This is a genomic window from Microbacterium sp. cx-59, from assembly GCF_020805625.1.
Lineage (GTDB): Bacteria > Actinomycetota > Actinomycetes > Actinomycetales > Microbacteriaceae > Microbacterium.
The window spans coordinates 255,838-275,227 of record NZ_JAJHGO010000007.1 but is presented as its reverse complement, the minus strand read 5'-3'; the positions used below and the strand labels follow the sequence as shown (position 1 = coordinate 275,227).

19 protein-coding genes and 1 tRNA gene are annotated in these 19,390 nt (G+C 66.7%); 10 read left to right on the top strand and 10 right to left on the bottom strand.

Features of this window, described 5'->3' with window-relative positions:
- Positions 1–40: 40 nt before the first annotated feature.
- Together LMI96_RS08785 and LMI96_RS08780 are read right to left on the bottom strand one after the other, a co-directional pair.
- Positions 41–781 carry a creatininase family protein gene (locus LMI96_RS08785; RefSeq protein WP_223722289.1) on the bottom strand — a complete coding sequence of 247 codons (741 nt, stop codon included), beginning with the start codon at positions 779–781 and terminating at the stop codon, positions 41–43.
- Positions 782–786: 5 nt separating this feature from the next.
- Positions 787–1,737 (bottom strand): L-lactate dehydrogenase, encoded by a 951-nt coding sequence (locus LMI96_RS08780; protein ID WP_228361211.1) that lies wholly within the window; start codon positions 1,735–1,737, stop codon positions 787–789.
- A 238-nt stretch (positions 1,738–1,975) separates the two neighbouring features.
- Here LMI96_RS08780 and LMI96_RS08775 point away from each other — a divergent pair, with 238 nt between their 5' ends.
- Positions 1,976–2,830, top strand: coding sequence for an LLM class F420-dependent oxidoreductase (locus LMI96_RS08775; RefSeq protein ID WP_228361210.1), 855 nt, complete (start codon positions 1,976–1,978; stop codon positions 2,828–2,830).
- A 51-nt stretch (positions 2,831–2,881) separates the two neighbouring features.
- Positions 2,882–2,971, top strand: a tRNA-Ser gene (locus LMI96_RS08770).
- A 117-nt stretch (positions 2,972–3,088) separates the two neighbouring features.
- Here LMI96_RS08770 and LMI96_RS08765 read toward each other — a convergent pair.
- The gene (locus tag LMI96_RS08765) at positions 3,089–3,373 is read right to left on the bottom strand and encodes a hypothetical protein (RefSeq protein WP_228361209.1); all 285 of its coding nucleotides are present in this window, start codon (positions 3,371–3,373) and stop codon (positions 3,089–3,091) included.
- Positions 3,370–3,507, bottom strand: a complete 138-nt coding sequence (locus tag LMI96_RS08760; protein WP_228361208.1) for a hypothetical protein — start codon at positions 3,505–3,507, stop codon at positions 3,370–3,372. The genes LMI96_RS08765 and LMI96_RS08760 overlap by 4 nt, the downstream gene beginning before the upstream one ends.
- Positions 3,508–5,025: 1,518 nt before the next feature.
- On the opposite strand from LMI96_RS08760, the gene LMI96_RS08755 reads away from it, so the two are divergent.
- Together LMI96_RS08755 and LMI96_RS08750 are read left to right on the top strand one after the other, a co-directional pair.
- Positions 5,026–5,604 (top strand): hypothetical protein, encoded by a 579-nt coding sequence (locus LMI96_RS08755; RefSeq protein ID WP_228361207.1) that lies wholly within the window; start codon positions 5,026–5,028, stop codon positions 5,602–5,604.
- A gap of 232 nt (positions 5,605–5,836) precedes the next feature.
- Positions 5,837–6,229, top strand: a complete 393-nt coding sequence (locus tag LMI96_RS08750; protein ID WP_228361206.1) for a hypothetical protein — start codon at positions 5,837–5,839, stop codon at positions 6,227–6,229.
- Positions 6,230–6,362: 133 nt separating this feature from the next.
- Here the strand turns inward: LMI96_RS08750 and LMI96_RS08745 are convergent, their stop codons facing one another.
- Both LMI96_RS08745 and LMI96_RS08740 read right to left on the bottom strand, forming a co-directional pair.
- Positions 6,363–7,658 (bottom strand): HipA domain-containing protein, encoded by a 1,296-nt coding sequence (locus LMI96_RS08745; RefSeq protein WP_228361205.1) that lies wholly within the window; start codon positions 7,656–7,658, stop codon positions 6,363–6,365.
- Entirely contained in the window at positions 7,655–8,323 is a 669-nt protein-coding gene (locus tag LMI96_RS08740) for a helix-turn-helix transcriptional regulator (RefSeq protein ID WP_228361204.1), read from the bottom strand. The genes LMI96_RS08745 and LMI96_RS08740 overlap by 4 nt, the downstream gene beginning before the upstream one ends.
- 252 nt (positions 8,324–8,575) lie before the next feature.
- Between LMI96_RS08740 and LMI96_RS08735 the strand changes: the two genes are divergently transcribed.
- The 5 genes from LMI96_RS08735 to LMI96_RS08715 all read left to right on the top strand — a co-directional run bounded on the left by LMI96_RS08735 (position 8,576) and on the right by LMI96_RS08715 (position 11,762).
- Complete coding sequence (locus tag LMI96_RS08735; protein ID WP_228361203.1) at positions 8,576–8,974, top strand: hypothetical protein; 399 nt, start codon at positions 8,576–8,578, stop codon at positions 8,972–8,974.
- Positions 8,971–9,216: a helix-turn-helix transcriptional regulator gene (locus LMI96_RS08730; RefSeq protein ID WP_308015755.1), complete on the top strand. Its 246-nt coding sequence runs from the start codon at positions 8,971–8,973 to the stop codon at positions 9,214–9,216. The genes LMI96_RS08735 and LMI96_RS08730 overlap by 4 nt, the downstream gene beginning before the upstream one ends.
- Positions 9,217–9,267: 51 nt before the next feature.
- On the top strand, positions 9,268–9,828 hold the full coding sequence (locus LMI96_RS08725; protein ID WP_228361202.1) for a dihydrofolate reductase family protein: 561 nt from the start codon (positions 9,268–9,270) through the stop codon (positions 9,826–9,828).
- Between the two features lie 93 nt (positions 9,829–9,921).
- Positions 9,922–11,100, top strand: a complete 1,179-nt coding sequence (locus LMI96_RS08720) for a sensor histidine kinase (protein WP_228361201.1) — start codon at positions 9,922–9,924, stop codon at positions 11,098–11,100.
- Positions 11,097–11,762, top strand: coding sequence for a response regulator transcription factor (locus LMI96_RS08715; RefSeq protein ID WP_228361200.1), 666 nt, complete (start codon positions 11,097–11,099; stop codon positions 11,760–11,762). Before LMI96_RS08720 ends, LMI96_RS08715 begins: the two co-directional genes overlap by 4 nt.
- 81 nt (positions 11,763–11,843) lie before the next feature.
- On the opposite strand, the gene LMI96_RS08710 is transcribed toward LMI96_RS08715, so the two are convergent.
- The gene (locus LMI96_RS08710; RefSeq protein ID WP_228361199.1) at positions 11,844–14,042 is read right to left on the bottom strand and encodes an MMPL family transporter; all 2,199 of its coding nucleotides are present in this window, start codon (positions 14,040–14,042) and stop codon (positions 11,844–11,846) included.
- 238 nt (positions 14,043–14,280) lie between these two features.
- On the opposite strand from LMI96_RS08710, the gene LMI96_RS16335 reads away from it, so the two are divergent.
- Entirely contained in the window at positions 14,281–15,885 is a 1,605-nt protein-coding gene (locus tag LMI96_RS16335; RefSeq protein WP_228361198.1) for a diacylglycerol kinase family protein, read from the top strand.
- Here LMI96_RS16335 and LMI96_RS08700 read toward each other — a convergent pair.
- From LMI96_RS08700 to LMI96_RS08690, 3 genes are all read right to left on the bottom strand, one after another.
- Entirely contained in the window at positions 15,869–16,048 is a 180-nt protein-coding gene (locus LMI96_RS08700) for a hypothetical protein (protein ID WP_228361197.1), read from the bottom strand. The two genes, LMI96_RS16335 and LMI96_RS08700, sit on opposite strands and share 17 nt — an antisense overlap.
- Positions 16,045–16,224, bottom strand: coding sequence for a hypothetical protein (locus tag LMI96_RS08695; RefSeq protein WP_228361196.1), 180 nt, complete (start codon positions 16,222–16,224; stop codon positions 16,045–16,047). The genes LMI96_RS08700 and LMI96_RS08695 overlap by 4 nt, the downstream gene beginning before the upstream one ends.
- Positions 16,225–16,498: 274 nt before the next feature.
- Positions 16,499–19,372, bottom strand: a complete 2,874-nt coding sequence (locus LMI96_RS08690) for a polysaccharide lyase family 8 super-sandwich domain-containing protein (RefSeq protein ID WP_228361195.1) — start codon at positions 19,370–19,372, stop codon at positions 16,499–16,501.
- Positions 19,373–19,390 lie beyond the last annotated feature (18 nt).

Here is a 19,390-nt window from a genome sequence, read left to right as displayed (position 1 = left end):
TCTGACACGATCCCCGGCGCGCAGGCCGTCTGACTCGCGGTCAGGCGCGCTCGAGGGCGGCCTGCACGCGGCGCACGATCCGCTCGCTCTCGTCGACGACGTGGGCGAAGATCCGCTCGCCCTTCTCCGCCGTGGCCGGGCGCGGGTCGCCGAACACGCCGGTGCGCGACAGGGGAGCGAGCGCCATCTGGCGCAGCCCGAAGTCGGCGGGCAGTTCCGGGTACTCCGGCGCCATCCGCTCCCGCTGAACGAGCGCGGGGGCGGCGGCGAGCACCATCGACGTCTCGAGCTCGTCGGCGTGGCAGAGCCCGGGCGCCGCCCAGGGCGACTCCTTCACGGCGTCGCCGATCTCGACGAGACCCGGGTAGTCGAGCACGATCACCGGCATTGCGTCACGTGCCGCGAAGGATTCCGCGGCGCGCTGCAGCGGCACCCGGTTACCGAAGTCGCCGTTCACGACGACCAGCATCGCGAACCCCGCGCGCTCGACGGCGGCGGCCACATCCGCGCAGATCGCCGTCACGGTATCGGCGCTGAGCGACACGGTGCCCGGGAGGGCATCGTTGCTCCACGTGTTGCCGAGCGGGATGGCCGGAAGGAGCGCCGCGTCGAGACGTTCCGCGAGGCGCCGGGCGACCGCATCCGCCTGGATCGTGTCGGTCGACAGCGGAAGGTGCGGGCCGTGCTGCTCGAGCGCGCCGAACGGCAGAACCGCGACCCGGGATCCCGTTCCGAGGAACTCTGCGACGTCGGTCCAGGATGCGTGGGCGAGCTCGATCACACGCCTCAGCGTAGCGAGTCGGCGACCGTCCGCAGCTCCTGAGCCGAGTGGCGGAGCAGCTCCAGCTCGCGCTCGCTGTAGGCCGTCTCGGGGATCGGGAACGCGCCGGACGCGCTGACGATCGAGGGCACCGAGAGGGCGACACCGCTGATGCCGTGGTAGTCGTTCAGCACGGTCGACACCGGCATGACCGCGTGCTCGTCGTGCAGGATCGCCTCGACGATGCGGGCGCTCGAGAGGCCGATCGCGTAGTTCGTGGCGCCCTTTCCGAGGATGACCTTGTAGGCGGCGTCGCGGACGTCGACGGCGATCTCGTCGAGCTCGTCGGGGGTCATCCGCGGGTGCTCGGCGGTCTGCCAGTCGAGCACGGGGACGGTGCCGATGCTGGCGGCCGACCACAGTGGGAACTCGGTGTCGCCGTGCTCACCGACGATGTGCGCGTGCACGCTCGAGGGCGAGACGCCGGCGCGCTGCGCAAGCTTCCACCGCAGCCGGGAAGTGTCCAGTACCGTGCCCGAGGCGAAGATGCGCTCGGGCGGCAGGCCGGTGGACTCCTGTGCGAGGACGGTCAGCACGTCGCAGGGGTTCGTGACGATGACGTAGATGGCGTTCGGGGCGACCTCGAGCAGCTGCGGCAGCATCGTCTTCAGGATGCGGGCGTTGGTGCCGGCGAGTTCGATGCGGGTCTGGCCCGGGTTCTGCTTCGCGCCGGCGGTGATGACGACGACGTGCGAGCCTTCGACCACCGACAGGTCGCTGCCGCCGGTGATGTCGCTCGAGCCGGTGAACTGGGTGCCGTGGGCGAGGTCGAGCACTTCGGCTTCGACCTTCGCGGTGGCGATGTCGTAGAGCGCGATGTGACGGGCGGAACCGCGGATGAGGGCGGCATAGGCGACGCTGGAGCCGACGCTTCCGGCGCCGACAACGGTGAGCTTGGAGTTCTCGATCGCAGACATGGCTTCAGTCTGTCAGCGCCCGGACATCGGGGCGAGCGCCGGAGCCGTGAGTAATCCCGGCTAACTCCTCCAATACGCCGCGCACACGCGATGGCAGGCGCCGCACGCGCGGAATTGGAGGAGTTAGCGAACCTGGGGACCGGTGATGACCCTCGCGAAATCGCCGCCGCGGCGGCCGTCGCGGTCGTAGCCTGATCTGCGGAGGGCGGATGCGGCATCCGCCCGGGACGGACTTCGCATGGAATTCGGTATCCACATCGCGGACTTCACCTGGAAGAGCGGCCCCGCTCAGCTGGGTCCGGCGCTCGCGGCGCATGTGCGGAACGCCGAGGCGGCGGGCATCCAGCGCATCACGGTCATGGACCATTTCTGGCAGCTGCCGGGCATCGGGCCGGTCGAGCACGAGATGCTCGAGGCGTACGCCACGCTCGGCTTCATCGCGGCGCACACCGAGAAGGCGCTGCTGCACACGCTCGTCACGGGCGTGATCTATCGGCATCCGTCGCTGCTGGCGAAGCAGATCTCGACGCTCAACGTGTTGTCGGGCGGGCGCGTGGGTCTCGGGATCGGGGCGGCGTGGAATGAAGAGGAGTGCAAGGGTCTCGGGTTCCCGTTCCCGCCGGTCGCGCAGCGCTTCCGCGAGCTCGAGGAGACCCTGCAGATCTGTCTGCAGATGTGGTCGGCCTCGGAAGAGCCCTACGAGGGGGCGATCTGGCAGCTCGAGCGCACGTTGAACTCTCCGCAGAACGTCACGAAGCCGTACCTGATGATCGGCGGCGGGGGAGAGAAGAAGACCCTCAAGCTGGTGGCCCAGTACGCCGACGCGTGCAACCTGAGCGCGATGGAGGGTGTGCCGACGCACAAGCTCGATGTGCTCCGCGAGCACTGCGCGACGGTCGGCCGCGACTACGACGAGATCGAGAAGACCGCGATGATCGCGATCAACCCCGGATCGACGCCGGATGCGGTCGCTTCCCGCGTCGATGATCTCGCTGCGGCGGGGTTCACGGCGACGTACGTCTTCGCCGCCGGCATCGATGAGCCGTCCCGTGCGGTCGACGTGATCGCGCAGACCGCGGCCCTCGTGAAGTAGCGGATCGCCGCCGATTGGCGGCACCCCGGAACCTGACGTAAGCTTTCCGGCGGTGACGTGTCCGAGCGGCCGAAGGTGCAACACTCGAAATGTTGTGTAGGTTCACCCCTACCGTGGGTTCAAATCCCACCGTCACCGCCATTGAGAAGGCCCCGAGATCCGCGTAACCACGCGGGATTCGGGGCCTTCTCGCTGACGGTCAGGGGTGGGTCCGCGGCCCCGCTGTGTGCTGCCTGCAGACCACGTAGTGAGGCTTCGTCAGTCTGCACTGTCATCACGTCGACGGTGCAGCGGGCCGACGAATGCTTCCAGTATCAGAAGAGTCACGATCACGAGAGACCCACCGGCTGTCAGTGCGGTGCCAACAGGCACGAGGCTCAGCGGGTGCGCCTCGTAGGTATCCGGGGCACCGGTCGGTACCCACTCGACTGTGCTGCCGGCTGACAGGAGAATGATGCCGACTATGATTCCGATCACGCCTGTGACCCAGAGAGCCCAGTAGCTGATTCGTGGCCATGCGCTGGCAAGCGTGGATGTTTTCATTTTGTGCAGTAGATCATGTTGATCGGGTTGAAGGCCACCTGGTTATAGGCGGTCGAATCGAGTTTGCGTGCAGTGACGCCTCCGTTCTTCGAGACCTTCCACTTCTGCAGCGTGAAGTACCGATATGTACCCATGACGTACGCCTTGTATGACGTACCTGCCGAAAGCTTCGGAGAGGTGCACTCCATAGAGCCTGTCACGCTCGCGGTAGCCGAGATCCCCAGAGTCGATGCGACCTGTTGTGCTGAAATACCCAGGGAGGCGTTTACGGTTGCGCCTGTAATTGTGCATGTTGAGTTTGCGGCCCCGATTCGACACCCGCAGATCAGCTTGTTGTAGTTCGGCTGCTGCGTCTTTGTAGTTACGTTGACTGCGACGTACTCGTAACCGCTCACCGAAAGGGCCGGGTCCGCTACCACCGGGTACTGGTCGGCCGACAGGCCGCTCGGGTCTACGACTCGGGTTACGGTGTTACCCGAGACAATGTAGTGGGTGGGTACCGCGCTCCCGTGGCATCCTTTGCCCATGGAGCCGTGGCGGTCGCCAGCTCGCCCCCCGCCGCGTCAAGCACGGTGAAGCCACCATCATCGGTGGGAGAAAGCGATCCTCCAGATTCGGCGCGGATCACATAGGAGAACTCCGACGGCGCACTTGGGTCAGAGAGAACCGACAGAATCTGCACAGTACCGTTTTCCGCAACCAACGGAACGGTGGATGCGGAATCGCCTCCATACGTCACCACGGCGTTACTGATCTGAGCAGTGTCGCTCGCAGCCGCAAGTGGGAGCGTGATGGAGATCGGCTCGCTGGCATCTCCCGTGACCACGATTCCGTCGTGCGGATCTTCGGGGAGTGAGACTGAGACCCCCGCGACATCTCCTTCCGCTGCGACACCTGGCGTCGAGCTAGCAGGAAGGAGGACGCTGGCAGCTCAGCAGCGTCGAGGGCCTGTTGGCTAACTGCTGCGACATCGTCGCCCTCATCCGCTTGTGCGACAGACGCCGCGCTCAGCGAGCCGACGGCAAACACCACCGCGAAAACCACAATTGGAACGCCCCTTCCGAACGCGACGGAAGGACTGCTGCACGGATAGGTGACAGGTCACTCGACCAAGCGCGATGGGTCTGTAGCTCGAGTAACAGTGCCGAGCGTCGAGCACGCGTCTGTCGAACCCTCAATCGCCACCCCCGGCGTCGCTTCCCAATTACGTTTCGTGACGGATCAGCGCCGGTTTGCATAGACGCGCCGGCTCGGCGGCCATACTTTCCCATCAGCGGGGTAGGCGCGCTTACAACTGTTTTACGCGGTCTTTCCGACATTCGAATTGAGGGATTCATGGGTACGAAGAGTCGTACGCGCTGGAGGGTGAGCGCAGCCGGCGTTGCTGTCCTTACCGTGATCAGCGCGCTATTTGCGAGCGTTCCTGCTCATGCGGCATGGGCGGCGGTCTACACGAACAATTCTGCGAAGCAGCTCACGTGGTACGGGCCCACGGCCTCGGCAAGCATCAGCGGAACGCGTACCTCGTACACAGGGTGGGTGCCCGGGAAAAACGCGGTGACGTTCGCCCGAAGTGGCTCCATTCAATCCTCGTCAAATGGAACGACGGTGGCCGTTATTCACGGCCTGGGCTCATACAGGAGTTACGGGCGTTGGATTACGTACTCGACCCGAGCGACCCGGGAACCGTCTCGCTAAAGGTCGATCGCTGGGGAGGAACCGGCGCGATGCGAATTGCGGGACCGGCTCATACACAAAACGAAACCGCGATCGATGACGCAGTCGCAGCGCTACCCGTGCTCGGCGAGATTGCCGACTCCGGTGACGACCTCAGCAAGGACCTCGAAGCGGCCATCACGGACGACGTGGATGTCAGCACGGTGCGCAGTCTTGGAACTGTAGGGCCGGCCGACTACTGGATCGGTTTGTCGGAAGGCGGTGAGATCGCACTGATTGCGTCGGGGCTCGATGGGGTTACGGCCGTTGCCCGGGCAAGCGTCGAGCAGTTTGCGACCGAGGGCCTCTCCCTAGCTATATCTAGCCCGGACGGGTACACCGAGCCGGTGTACCTGCTGCCCGAAGAGACCGCGATCGACGGAGCCGGTCTGGAAGAGGTTCAGGAGAACCTCTATCGCGAGCACGCCCTGACCAGCAAGCGTGCGGCAACCACGATCGAACTTCCGACGGGCGTCAGTCTCACTCGACTGAGCGCATTCAGCGACGAGGAATGAGCCAGTTCGCTACGCGATAAAGCACGTTTGCTGCACCATCTCCGGCTGGCGATGGTGCAGCAAACGGCGTGGGCTCATCACCGCGGCCGTTTTCTTGGGACTGATCGGAGTTGTGGCGGGGTGTACATCCGACCCGACCGAAAACCCGCCGAGGACGTCTGCGACGCTTAGACCTCCCTCAGAGGCCCCTAGCGCGTCTCATTCCGCGGCAGACCTGATCGTCGAATTCGCGGTGTTCGCGGACGAGCAAACTGCCGAGGACCTGCTCACCGGAGCCAACGGCGGTATCAGTCTGGACAGGGACAGCAGTCGACGGCTGGCCAACGACGGAGACTTCGGCGTTTGGATCGCGAAATCGCCGTCGACAGGAGAAGGCCCGGCGTCAATCTGTCTCGCGATACGGGTCTTGAGCGACCCACAACTGGGCGCCACAGGATGTGCCACCAAGCAAGAAATCGCCAACAACGGCTACCTCTGGGTCGGCGTACAGCTGGACGGCCAGACCGGCGCCTACTTCTATCTCGAGCCCGATGCAGTGACCGGCGCAATCCCGGACTCCGATGCGCGGCAAGTATCCACTCGGGCGCGGCTGTTCACAGGATCGTCGCCGCCAGGATCGTCCTGACCGCGTTCGAGTCCCGCCGTGCGCGGTAGCTCTACTGGCTAACGGGCGTGAGGAACGAATCGGTGTCAACTTGACCTGTCACCAGTTCGTTCCTCACGCCGGCGCTACGAGGCCGGGCGCGGTGGTTGGCTCTTCAGGAGAGGGTGTCGATGACTCTCCGCGCCCGCGTGTAAGTGGCGTGCGGGTAGAGCATGACGGCTTGAAGTTGCTTTAGGTGGTCGGGGAGCTGTTCGATGACGGCGGCAACGACGGGTTGGAGGGTCGCGGCTACCCGGAGTGCGAAATCGCGCAGGTGTCCTTCGGGCAGCTGCGCGTCGACTTCGAGGCGCAGCACGCTGCTGGCGCCGAATGTGCCGAGCGTGTTCACCGCGTCGACGGTGAAGGCGAGTTCAATGTTGTCGAAAACTGCGGGGTCGTGGGCGAGGACCTGCTCGGGCAGCGTGAACGGGAGCGAGCTGTTGAGGTCGTAGAACGGAGCGAGCACGCTACGGCCGGCTACGTGGGTGAGGGAGTAGTTCTTGGAATGGCCGTCGTTGTGTCCGATGATCCAGGAAAAGACGAACAGTTTCACGAACCGCTCCTTGGCTGCCTTAGCGTCGGTGGCGCTGAGGTTGCGGTCGAGGACGGCGAAGATGTCGCGATAGCCGGGGCCTCCGTCGGCCTCGTACTTCTGGACGTGCGAGGTTCCGGTGGCTTGTGCGAGGTCTTCCTGGTGGATTCGGTTGATGGCACCGTCCACGTCGAAACGGTCGAAGCGTTCCACGATGAGGACGTGATCGCCGTCGAACTCACCGATGGTGGAGGCGGCCGCCTCAATCCCGAGCAAGCGCGCGACCTGCAGTGTGATGTGCTCGGTGACATCAGAGCCGGGCAGGGGGTGGATGCCCGGCTTGAAGATGTGCGTCGACGGCTGCCGACCGGAGGGCTCGTACCACTGGCCGTCGCGAAGGGTGAGTGCAAACTTCCCCTGTGCGCCACCGAGTGAAAAGCCTTCTTCGGCGGCGCGGTGCTGCAGCCAGTCGGAGTCGTCGCGACGGATCTGCCGGATGCGGTCGCCGATCTCCTTCTCGGTCACCGGCGTCAGGTTCTCTTCCTGCCGGGGAGCTGTGCCCGCAGGGTAGAACTCAAGCGCGCCGGCGACGTCGGCGCCGTAGGCGGTGAGCAGATCGAAGGTGCTGTCGCTGGTCAGCTTCGCTTCCCGCGCCCAGCGAGTGCGAACATCGGCGCGATCGGGGAGGAGGTTATCGAGGAACCGCGTGGTGTCGCCGTTCCCAAACGTGGTCGCGACGACGGGGAGCGTCACAGAAATGGGGACAGGGTTCTCCGACTCGACGTACTCGGGCAGATAGCGCAGTTGCAGATTCGCGCCCCGTCGGCTGATTATGGCGACGCGGACGTCGTAGAGGTACACGTCAAGGGTGCGGATCATTCGGTATGCCCTGCGGTATTCGATTCAGCATCCGGTTCAATCTTCTTGGCGGGTTCGGCGCCGACTTCCACCGCTCGCGGCGCGCTGTAGAGGACGGACCCGGGGAGGGTAAGGCTCTCGGTGAGGCCTCGGGTGGCTTTGAGGATGGATGCGAGTGCGGCCGAGTCGAGGTGAGCTTCGATCTGCTTCATGATGCTCGATGTGTCGAACTTGGGAAGGAGCGCAGGGCCGATCTGGGGCAGGATCTGCTTGTTGAGTGCATCGAGGGCACCGGAGGAGATCGACGGGTTGATGCGCTTGACCAGTGCGGCTGCCGCGGCCTGGGCGGCGTTCGTTGTGGTGGCCGCAGCGGGGGTAAGAATGCGACGTTTCGGGGTGGCTTCCAGGTGGATGTCGAGCTGGTCGAGGATGAGCAACACGGTGTCGAAGGAGACGCCGCCGTGGCCGCGTTCGACGCGGGCAAGCGACTGGCGAGTGATGCCGACGGCGTCGGCGACCTCCTGCTGGGTGAGGCTCCGTTGCGCGCGCGCGTTCTTCACTAGTCGGGCGAGATCCGATGGGGACTGCAGCTTCACGTCGACCGCCCGATTCGTGTCAAGAAAATATAACAGTGTCACTGTGTTAGAAAAACATACCATCTTCTGGATGTGAAGTAAATCAACCATCACGCGGGTGTGCGAAAAATGCAACACGTATCTCGCTTGCCCGTTCAGTGATGGGCAGGCGCATGGTGACGACGGCGTCCCGCGCGGCGGCCTCGGCGTGGGCGACCGGGTTGTGCCGACGACGTCACGAATGTCGCAGGCGTTACGTCCTCCCACTGGAAGTTCGTCGCGGGGACTAGAGGCCGTCGGCTACGGTGCGGTTCTATGACAAGTTTACTTGCCATAAAGACAAGGAAGCTTTACTTTTGAGTCATGACAGATTTCAGTAAACGGGAGCGGGCCGCGGTCGTCACGGGGACGGTCGTGTTCTTCGCCGGCGCGGTTGCCGCAGGTGTGTTGCACGCGCAGGGGGTTCTGCCGGCGTGGGCGGGATGGGCGCTTGCTGTGATCGCGATCGCGGGCCTGGTGCTTCTCGTGGCGACGACGCTGCGTGCATTGCTTCGCGGCGATACCGAGGGCGTGGAGCGTCAGGACGCGGCGCGTGCCTCGATGGTCACGGTCGTGATCATCGTGGTTGCGGGGTTCGCGTACTCGCTGCTGGAGGCCGCGGTCGGGCTCCCGCGGGTGACCGCAGCCGTGCCCGCGGCGGCGGCGGGTGCGGTGTGGATGGTCGCGTTCGCCTGGGGTCGTTGGGGCGAGGGCGAGGCGTGATTGCCAACCGCCTGCCCGCGCTGCGCGCCGAGCGCCGCTGGAGTCAGGCCGAGCTCGCGCACCGGATCAACGTGTCACGCCAGACCGTGGTGTCATTGGAGAACGGCCGGTACGAGCCGACGTTGAAGATCGCGTTGCGTCTGTCGGCGGTGTTCGGGCAGGCGGTCGAAGACATCTTCACGGCCGATCCGGAGGACCTCGCCCTCGTCCGGACAGAACCGCGGCCGGCGACACTGCCGTGATCAGTCGGCGGCGGCCGATTACCCATTCCCCGACGCCTGAGAGGATCGAACATGACAGAGGAACGCACCTGGCGCGGATGCGTCTTCATCGGAACGAGCCTGGACGGCTACATCGCGGGCCCCGACGGGGACCTCGCCTGGCTGACCGACCCGGAGCCGCGGGAACACAGGACCGAAGAGGGGACGCATCCGGCACTGGTCTGGGAGACGTTCTTCCCCTCGGTCGACGCCCTCGTCATCGGACGGGCGACGTACGACACGGTGTCGGGCTTCGATGAATGGCCGTTCGAGGGGAAGAACGTCATCGTGCTCAGCACGACCCTCGACGCCAGCGACCACGCCCAGATCGTGCGGTCCGTCGACGAGGCGAGCGCCGCGCTCTCGAGGATCGACGCCGAGCGCGTCTATGTCGACGGCGGTCGAACCATCCAGTCGTTCCTCTCGGCGGGCCTCGTCGATGAGATCACCGTGTCGATCGCCCCGGTGCTGCTCGGCCGCGGAACTCGCCTCTTTGGAGAGCTTGACCGCGACGTTCTGCTCACCCTCCGCGGCCACCACTCAACAGCCGGCGACGGACTCGTGCGAGTGACATACGACGTCGCGCGCCGCTGACGTGGAGGCGGAGGTCGCCGCGACGACCGGCCTCGCGTACACGCCACGGCTAGGGAAGCCCCCGCACACACCCGGATGCCGGATGATGGGGCGATGCACGCCGAAGCTCATCCCCCGGATGTCGAGTGGCCCCGGCAGCCGTGGTTCCTGCGCGGTCCGCTGCTGAACATCATCCTGATGGGTGCGGCGATCGCAGCCCTCGTCACCGAGTTCTCGATCATGCTGATCAGTCGGGAGTGGTCGTTCGGATACGTCGGGCTTCTGCTGTCGGGCATGGGCCTGTTGGTCTTGTTCCGGGCACGGTGGGTGGGGCTCGCACTGACGACCGCCGGAAGCGCCGTCTGCGCATTGCTCGCCGTGGAGTTCGTCGGGGTGTGGACGGTCACCGTCTTCGCGATGTTCTTGTTCGCGAAGCAGGCCGGTCGGGTTCTGCTCGCGGCCGGGATGAGCGCAGCCGTGCTGTACATCGTGCTGGTCATCCGCGACGGGGGGGACTTCGAGTCGCCCCCGGCTCTCGTGGCCGCGACGTTCTGTGTGGCCGCCGCGGCGGCGGGCAGCGTCATCCGGCTGCAGTCGGAGTCGTGGGATGCGGCGCGCCAGCGGGCCGCGGACCTGGCGGCGACCCAGGCGGGGGAGCTGCGCCGAGCCGTGACGGACGAGCGGATGCGGATCGCCCGCGATCTGCACGACATCATCGGCCACGAGCTCGCGGTCGTGAACATCAACGTCGGGGTCGCGGAGATCTCGCTCCCCGCGGAGGCGGACGGCGCGCGCGCCGCGCTCACGTCGGCGCGGGAGGGGCTGCAGCGCACGCTCCAGGAGACGCAGCAGATCCTCGACCTCCTTCGGGACGCCGGCGGTGACACCGATCGCCGCTCCGAGTTGGCGCTCGTCGAGTACATCCCGGCCCTGGTCGAGCGGATGGCGAACGCGGGCGCGCCGATCGACGCGCACGTCGCGGGGGATCTCCCAGAGCTCGACGCGGACGTGTCCTCGGCGGCCTACCGGATCGTCCAGGAAGCGCTCACCAACGCCGGCAAGTACGGGACCGGTGCGGCTCGTGTGGCCGTCACGAGCCAGGGCGATCGGGTGATCATCGACGTCGAGAACAGTCGCGCCGCGGTCGCATTCGCCGCCGACGCGCGCACGGGTTACGGGCTCGTCGGTATGCGCGAGCGCGCGCACTCCGCCGGCGGCACGATCGAGATCACACAGACGGGGATGCGCTTCCGCGTGCACGTCGAACTACCGACCACGGGGAGCGCGGAATGATCCGGGTGCTGATCGTCGACGACCAGGAGATGATCCGCGCGGGCCTGCGCACGATCATCTCCTCGAGCCCCGAGATCGAGGTCGTGGCGGATGCGGCGGACGCCTTCGTCGCCCTCGATCTGCTCGCGAAGACGCCCATCGACGTCGTGCTCATGGACATCCGTATGCCGGGGATCGACGGGGTCGAGGCGACGGCCCGCATCCGCCGGACCCACGGGCCGGATGCGGTTCGCATCATCATCCTCACGACCTTCGAGCACGACGAGAACGTCTACGCCGCGCTCAGCGCGGGCGCCAACGGCTTCCTCGGCAAGGGCGTCGGACCGGTCGAGCTCATCGCCGCCATCACCGACGTGATGTCGGGCGGCGGCGCGCTCTCGGCCTCCGCTGCCGCTGCCGCGATCAGCCGGGTGGCCGAGGCGCCCGTGCAGCGCGTGGACGAGGCGCTCGCGCAGAAGTTCGAGACGCTCACCCCTCGCGAGCGCGCGGTGGTGGTCGCGGCGACCCGGGGATCGTCGAACGATGAGATCGCGGCGGAGATGTTCGTGTCGCCCTTCACCGTGAAGACGCACGCCAACCGGGCGATGACCAAGGTCGGCGCACGTGACCGGGCGCAACTCGTGGCCTTCGCGTACCGCGCGGGACTCGCCGCCGACCAGTAGACGCGGGGCGCGGGTGCACCATCCGCATACCGAGAACGGGGCCGTCGCCCGAATGGCAACGGCCCCGTTCTTCGGAGGGTGTCAGCCGACGAGGATCGGCTCCTTCTCCTCCTTCTTCTCCTTCGCGTCGAGGGAATGCCCCTCGACGTCGACGTCCGGGAGGATCCGGTCGAGCCACTTCGGGAGGTACCAGGCGGCCTTGCCGAGCAGCGAGAGAAGCGCCGGCATCAGCACGAGTCGCACGATGAACGCATCGGCGGCGACACCGACCATCAGCCCGAAGGCGATGGATGCGCCGATCGCGAACGTGCTGGTGGCGAACCCGGCGAACACCACGATCATGATCGTCGCGGCAGCCACGAGGACGGGGCCGGAGCGGGCGAATCCTTCGCGGATCGCGGCCTTCGGGTCCATGCCCTTGCGGTGCATCTCCTGGATCCTCGAGACGAGGAAGACCTGGTAATCCATCGCGAGGCCGAACAGCACTCCCACCAGCAGGAGCGGCAGCAGGCTCAGCATCGGATCGCCCTGCGGGGCGGCGATGAGCGGGTCCAGCCATCCCCACTGGAACACGGCCACCGAAGCGCCGAACGACGCGCCGACCGAGAGGAGGAACCCGAGGGTCGCGATCACCGGGATGAGGAGCGACCGGAACAGCACGATCAGCAGGATGATCGAGATGACGACGATCACGATGATGTATTTGATCAGCGCCTCCATCAACTGCGCGTCCTGATCGATGCCGATCGCCGTCTCGCCGGTGACCTCCAGGTGGACGCCGGGTTGGGCGTCGGCGTTGTCGCGCACGCTGTGCACGATGTCTTTCGTGGAGTCGTCGATCGGGCCGCCCGCGGGGATCACGATGATCCGAGCGAAGGTGCCGTCAGCGCTGAGCTCCGCCGGGATGACCCGCTGCACACCGTCGAGGGCGGCGAGATCCGCCTCGACGGTCGCCGTCGACGACGCGACATCGTCGCCCTCGGCCAGCACGATGAGCGGGCTCTGCACGCCGCCGAACTCGTCGAGCACCAGGTTGTATGCCGCGCGTTCGGTCGACGACGGGTCAGCGCCGCCGGGGACGTTGAAGGCCGTCTTCATGCTCAGCAGTGGCAGCGCGACCACGACGAGCACCAGCACGCCGGTGAGCAACGAGATGAACGGGCGGTTCACGACGACACTGCCCCATCCGCGCATGATGCCGCGCTTCTGCTGCTGCCCTTCGGTCCACAGCTCGCCCCGTTCTAGGGCCTTCCGCTGCTTCCGCGACAGCGCGCGGACGCCGAGGAATCGCATGATCGCCGGCAGCAGGGTGAGGGCGAGCAGCACCGCGATCAGCACTCCGAAGGCGGCGGCCATTCCCATTTCGGTGATGAAGCTGAGGTTCGCGACGAGGAGCGCCACGAGGGCGACGATCACGGTGAGACCCGCGAAGACCACGGCGGTGCCGGCGGTTCCGGTTGCCCGGGCGATCGCGTCATCCACGCTCCGCCCACCGCGGAGTTCGTTTCGGAACCTCGACAGGATGAACAGGCTGTAGTCGATGCCGACGGCGAGCCCGAGCATGGCGGCGAGGATGATGCTGTTGTCGCTGATCGGCACGATGGAGCCGAAGGCGAGGATGCCCATGAGCCCGACGCCGACACCGAAGGCGGCGATCAGGAGATTGGCGCCGGCGGCGAGCAGGGAACCGAAGGTGAGCGCGAGGACGAGGAACGCGACGAGCACGCCGACGCCTTCCCCGATTCCCGGTTCGGGTGCGCCGAGGGGAACGAGGTTGCCGCCGAGTTCGACACCCAGGGCCGGCGGAGCGTTCTCCTGCAGCGCGAGCGCAGCGTCGTAGTACTCGATCTGCTGGTCGGCGCTGAGGTCGCCGTACGTGATCGTCGACACCGCGAGGGTCAGGTCTTCGGAGATGTAGGGCTGCGCCGCATCCAGCGGATCGGTCACCGCCTGCACACCGGGGAGGTTCGCTGCATCCGCGAGGAACGCCTCGATCTCGGCGGCGGTCGCCGCGTCGGTGACATCGCCGTTCTCGGGGGCGAAGACCAGCTGAAGGCTCGCGCCGGTCGACGCCGCGGCGGGGAACTCCTCGTTCATCCGCTCGAGCGCGAGCGACGCCGCGGAATCCGGGACCGAGGTCTCGGCGGTATCACCGGAACCCGAGCTGCTGCCGATCGCGAAGACACCGATGAGTGCGGCGAACACCACCAGCCAGGCGATCACCACCACCCATCGGAACCGAGCGCTGAAGCGCCCGACGTGAGACAAGAACGTAGACATGAGGGTCCTTCGAGGTCGAGAAATGAGGTCGAGCTCCAGAATCCCCGGGATGGCGCTCGGGGCAATCGTGCGGACGGACCGGCCCGCCTACTGCAAATGAAGTAGCCGTACTGCGGATGCAGCAGACCGATCGATCCGTCAGGTGCACGCCCGCGTGACGGTCGCAAGGAAATCTGGAACAGCTCGAGATCCCCGGCGCAGATCGCGCCACGGCGAGCTCCACAGAAGGCAGCGCATCGTGACCGGAAGCCCCTCCGCCCTCCGCCCCGCGGAGTTCACCGAAGTGACGACGTCGAGATCGCGGCGCAAGACGGAGCTGGTGTGGTTCCTCTGCGCCTTCGCCGTGTACACCGTGTGGACGGGCGCCGTCGTGACCGGGATGACGGCTCCCATCGACGCCCTGATCCAGACGCCGCCGCTCGGGCCTCGCACCGCACCCGGGCAGGCGGTCGAGGCGTTCGCCCTGGTGACGCATCCGTACGTCGTCCTTCTCGTCACTGCGGTCGCGGCGCTGAACGCGCTTCGCCAGCGGCAGCGGCGGCTCGCACTCGCCCTGACGATCGCCGCGGTGGGGCTGGTGCTCTGGGACGTGCAGCGCGCCATGATCGGCCGGCCGCATCCGGTGTCGGACTTCGCCGACTCCGTATCGGCGTGGGGGTCGGCGTACCCCTCCGGGCACATCGTCGGCGCGACCGTGCTGACGTGGGTGGCGGTGACCCTCGCGAACGCGGAACGCCGGTCGCCGCGCTCGCAGCGTCGCCGTCGAGCGCTCGGGATGCTGTTCGTCGCGCTCGTGGGAACGAGCATGTGGGCGATGGGCACCGACCGCCTCACGGACCTGATCGGCGGCGTGCTGCTCGGCACCAGCATCGCCACCGGCGCGCTGTGGGTCAGCGGGGTCGAGGCGATCGGTCGCGCCTGGCGTCTTCGCGAGCTTCCCGCGGAGTCGGGCGGCAAAGCGGCCGTGATCTACAACCCGACGAAGATCCTCGACCTGGACCTCTTCCGCCGGCGCGTTCAGTTCGCGCTGGCGCGCAGCGGGTGGGAGCCGCCGCTGTGGATCGAGACGCGGCAGGACGACCCCGGGAACGCGATGGCGCAGTACGCGCTCGCGCAGGGGGTGGACCGCGTGCTCGTGGCCGGCGGCGATGGGACGGCGCGCACCGTCTGCGCCGAGCTGGCCGGCTCCGGTGTGCCCGTTGCCCTCATTCCTGCCGGCACCGGAAACCTTCTCGGCCGCAACCTCGGAATCTCGCTCGACGAGGATGAGGCGCTCGACCTCGCGCTGCACGGGCGAGCGCGGTCGATCGACCTGGTGCATTGGAGCGTCGACGGTGTCGACACGCCGTTTGCGGTCATGGCGGGGGTCGGGCTGGATGCGCAGATCATGCGCGACACGAGCGCTCGACTGAAGAAGTTCATCAAGGGCGGCGCGTACGTCGTCGCGGCGGTCCAGCAGATGCGGATGCGGCCCTTCCGGGCGACCGTGACGATCGACGGGAAACGTGTCCACGACGGCGACTCCGTCATGGTGCTAGTGGGGAACGTGGGTCGTTTACAGGGCGGGTTGGCGCTCATTCCGGCGGCGGAGCCGGATGATGGCGCGCTTCACGTTCTGATCGCCGCGGGCGGAGGCGGGGCGAGGGGGCTGCTGCGTCTCGTGCTCGGTGTGCGTCGAAAGGACTCTCCCGACGCACCGCTCCGGCGCCTCAGCGGCGAGCGGGTGGAAGTGGTGCTCGATCGCCCGGTCGCTTACCAGCTCGACGGCGACACGGCCGGTCTGGCGCAGACCTTCCGGGCGCAGGTGCAGCCGGCGGCGCTTCAGGTCATGAGCCCGCACTGACGGCACGGACTCGGTGGCGTTCGGCGGAGTCGGCGACCTCGCGGACGACCTGCGAGGCGAGGAAGATCCCGACCATCACGACCCCGCTCACGACCATCGCGCCGATGTCGACGACATTCGACAGCGCGGTCCGGGTGCGGCCCGCGAGTGCGGCGACGCTCACGCGACACCGCCGAGGGCGTCGCTGCGCGAGGTGAGGGTGAAGGTGCTCACGTACGCGGTGGCCAGCGTTCCCACCTGCAGCAGCGTGCCCGCGGCGAGCCCGAGCAGGCTGTAGGCGGGGTCGCCCAGGCGAGGTGCGTCGGCGGAGGGGGTCGAGGGGCGGGCGGCTTTCGGCATGAGGACTCCTTGATCGGGTGGCCGATGATGGTTTCCAGCCTCCTCGCGCCGCCCGCTCCTGTCGTCGTGCCGGGGGATGAAGCGATGTCATCCAGATGGAGTAGATGCGGAGCTCGCCCGGCCCTCGGCCCTCGGCCCGGGCGAGGAGATCTGCCGGAGCGAGGACCGCATCCCTCGTTTCCCTCCTCGCTTCGGCAGATATCCTCGCTTCGGGCCGGGTTCCCGCCGCTCGCGACCGCCCGACCCGCCGACCCGCCGGCCCGCCGCCCGAGCCTCAGCTCCCCGGCGCCGGGACCAGCGTCAGGTAGTCCAGCATCAACTTGTACCCCGAGGCGCTGCTGTTCTTGCCGGTCGTCGTCAGTCTCACCAGATAGCTCCCGGGCGCGGGGAAGGTGTACGCACCGAAGGTCAGGTCCTTCTGGGCGGCGGTCGTGTTCCAGAAGAAGTCCTGCGGGCTTCCGGTGTTCGTTCCGTTGACGGACAGCTGGGAGATGCCCGTTCCTCCCGACTTGAAGGCGCGGGCCCCGATGTCGTACGTGCCGGCCTGCGGCACATCGACGCTGAACTCGATGTAGTCGCCGACCGCGTTGTTGTTGACGCCCAGCTTCTTTCCGCCGCTCGCGTTCGTGTCGTTGTAGAGCGAGACGGAATCGCTGAGGGAGCTGACGGGCAGCGTCTCGGCCTCGTAGACGCTCGGCACCGCGATCGGCGCGGGGTTGGGTTGCTGAGCGCCCCCGAGCGAGAACTTCACGTTGAAGTCTTTGCCCCGCGCGTTGTTCACGTTGATCTTCAGCTCGATCGTCGGTGTGTACTGCAGCACCGTGACCTCGGGGTCCTTCGAGATGAGCCCCGTCGCCGCCGAGTCCAGGCTGAGGTAGATGTGCCCGGCGTTCTTCTGCGTGGGATCGGCGACGGACAGTTCCACGCTATCGGCAGTGGAGCTCAGCATGACCGACGCCTTCTTGTCGGATGTGACACCGCCGGCGGATGTCGACTCGTCCTTCCAGAAGTTGATCCCGGTGACGTTCAGGTCGTTCTCGCGCACCGCCTGCACGGACGCGGAGTTCTCGAGGATGCTGATGTCGGGGGCCGCGGCGTAGCCGCTCACCTGTGCATTCGTCTTGCCGGGGAGCAGGACGTAGGAGTACGCCGCGTTGGTCGGGTTCGTGCCCTGGTCCACCGCGAGCGAGAGGAAGTTCCGAGTGATCGGCGTGGTGTTCGCCCACTCCGACGAGGAGTTGAGCTGCTTCCAGTTTCCGGTGCGCTGCTCGCGCAGCCCCTTCACCGTCGCGCCGCCCGGGAAGTAGTAGCCGATGTCGGAGCCGGGAACGCTGCCCGCGAGATGCGCGGTGTTCACCCCGGCCGCGGTCTCCGTCCAGCCGAGCGTGGACGGCCTTGCGGCGCCGTTGATCGACAGCGCATTGTCGCCCGCGGTGTTCAGCTTGCGGTTCTCGACGATCGTCTCGGTACCGATCCCGTCGGTACTCGTGATCCCCGCGCCCAGCGCGACGATCTCATCGTCGAACATGAACCACGACTTCTTGCCCTCCAGCGTGCGTCCGACCGGGTGCAAATCCATGCCGGTGACGCCGTATCGGTCAAGGATGCTCGCGCCGCCGACCCAGGACTTGTCGGTGCGGCTGTTCGCGGGCTGGGTCGTGTTCTTCAGAACCGTCGTTCCCGGGAGACGGTAGCTGTCGACGGTCGGCCAGAAGCCGTCGTGGAACTGGCTGAGATCGTTGTTGTAGAGGAAGGTCATCCCGTTGCCGGTGTGCCAGCCCTTCGCGTTCTCCGAGTTGATGGCTTCGTAGCCGCCGATCCTGCTCGAGGCCATGCTGATGCCGAACCCGTACCCCGGTCGCAGATGAACCGTGCGATCCATACCGGTGAACTGGCGATTCGTCACGAGCTCATCGCGCACCGGCACGGAAGCATCGCCCAGAAGGCCCTTGGCGAACACGATGAGGTCCACCGGCACCGTCGAGAGGAACGTCTTGTCCGCATCCACCGACAGCCACGCCTTGACCATGCTCCGGAACGCTGCGGCGTCCGCGGCGGGAGCGATCTCGGACAGTCGCGTGATGGAGGCCAGCACCGACACCGCTGCCGCGTCGTCCTGCGCGCCGAAGCGGCTCACCTCGCGGCCGCGCACCATGTCCATCAGGTTGCCGTTGTAGATGAACGGTTCGTAGGCGTCGTACACCCACTCGATCACATGGGCGCTGTTCGGGTCGACCACATCCCACGTGGAGCCGTCGAGCAGGTACATGAGGTCGGCGATCCCGGAGAGGAGGGAGGCGCCGTATCCGCCGTTGTAGGCGTAGAAGTTGTGCTGGACGAAGGATCCATCCGCGTAGAAGCCGTCACCCGTCGTGACGTACGGGAAGAGAGCGCTCAGGCCGTCCCGGCCCGCGGCGACGCGTGCGGCATCCTGTGCGTTGATTCCGGAGATCGCGATCACCTGGCTCTCCCACAGCCGATTGGCGCCGGTCATGGCGACCGTCGGCTGGGCGTAGGAGATGGCGGCCATGTAGTTCGACACCTGGGTGCTGGTCAGGTCGCTGTAGATCAGCGCGACGATGTCGTTCAGCGCCAGTGGCGCTCCGATCTGCCAGTGCCACCAGTTCTGGTACAGGGTGGCGCCGTTGTAGTAGACGTTCGCATTCATCCAGTCCAGCGCGCCGATGAGGTCGGCCCGCAGCTGAGCGTTCCCCTGCAGGGCGGAGCCCTGGGTTGCATACGCGAGGGCCATGTCGCGAAGGTGCTGGTAGGTGCGCGTCGCGCTCGCCGAATCGTTCCCGAAGGGCGAGTCGTCCCAGAGCCGGTTCCGGTCGGCGTTCTTCTTCATCGAATCCCAGTACTGCTGACCGGATGCCGTGATGCTCGCGACGCGGGCGGCGATATCCGGGTCGGACCCGTCGAACGTCTGGCCGCCCGACAGCATGGTGGCGTACTTCTGCCGCAGGCCGTCGAACTCGGTCGCCGTCGTCACGGTGCGCGGCGCGGTCTCGAGCGCCGCGACCGGTGCGGATTCTGCGCGTGCGTCGGAGGAGTGGAGCACGAGGCCTCCCGTGATCATCGCGAGCGCGACGGTCCAGCCCGTCGCCCGCCGCATCGAAGTACCGAACACCATCGAAGTACCGAACATCGTTGTCCTTAATCGCTG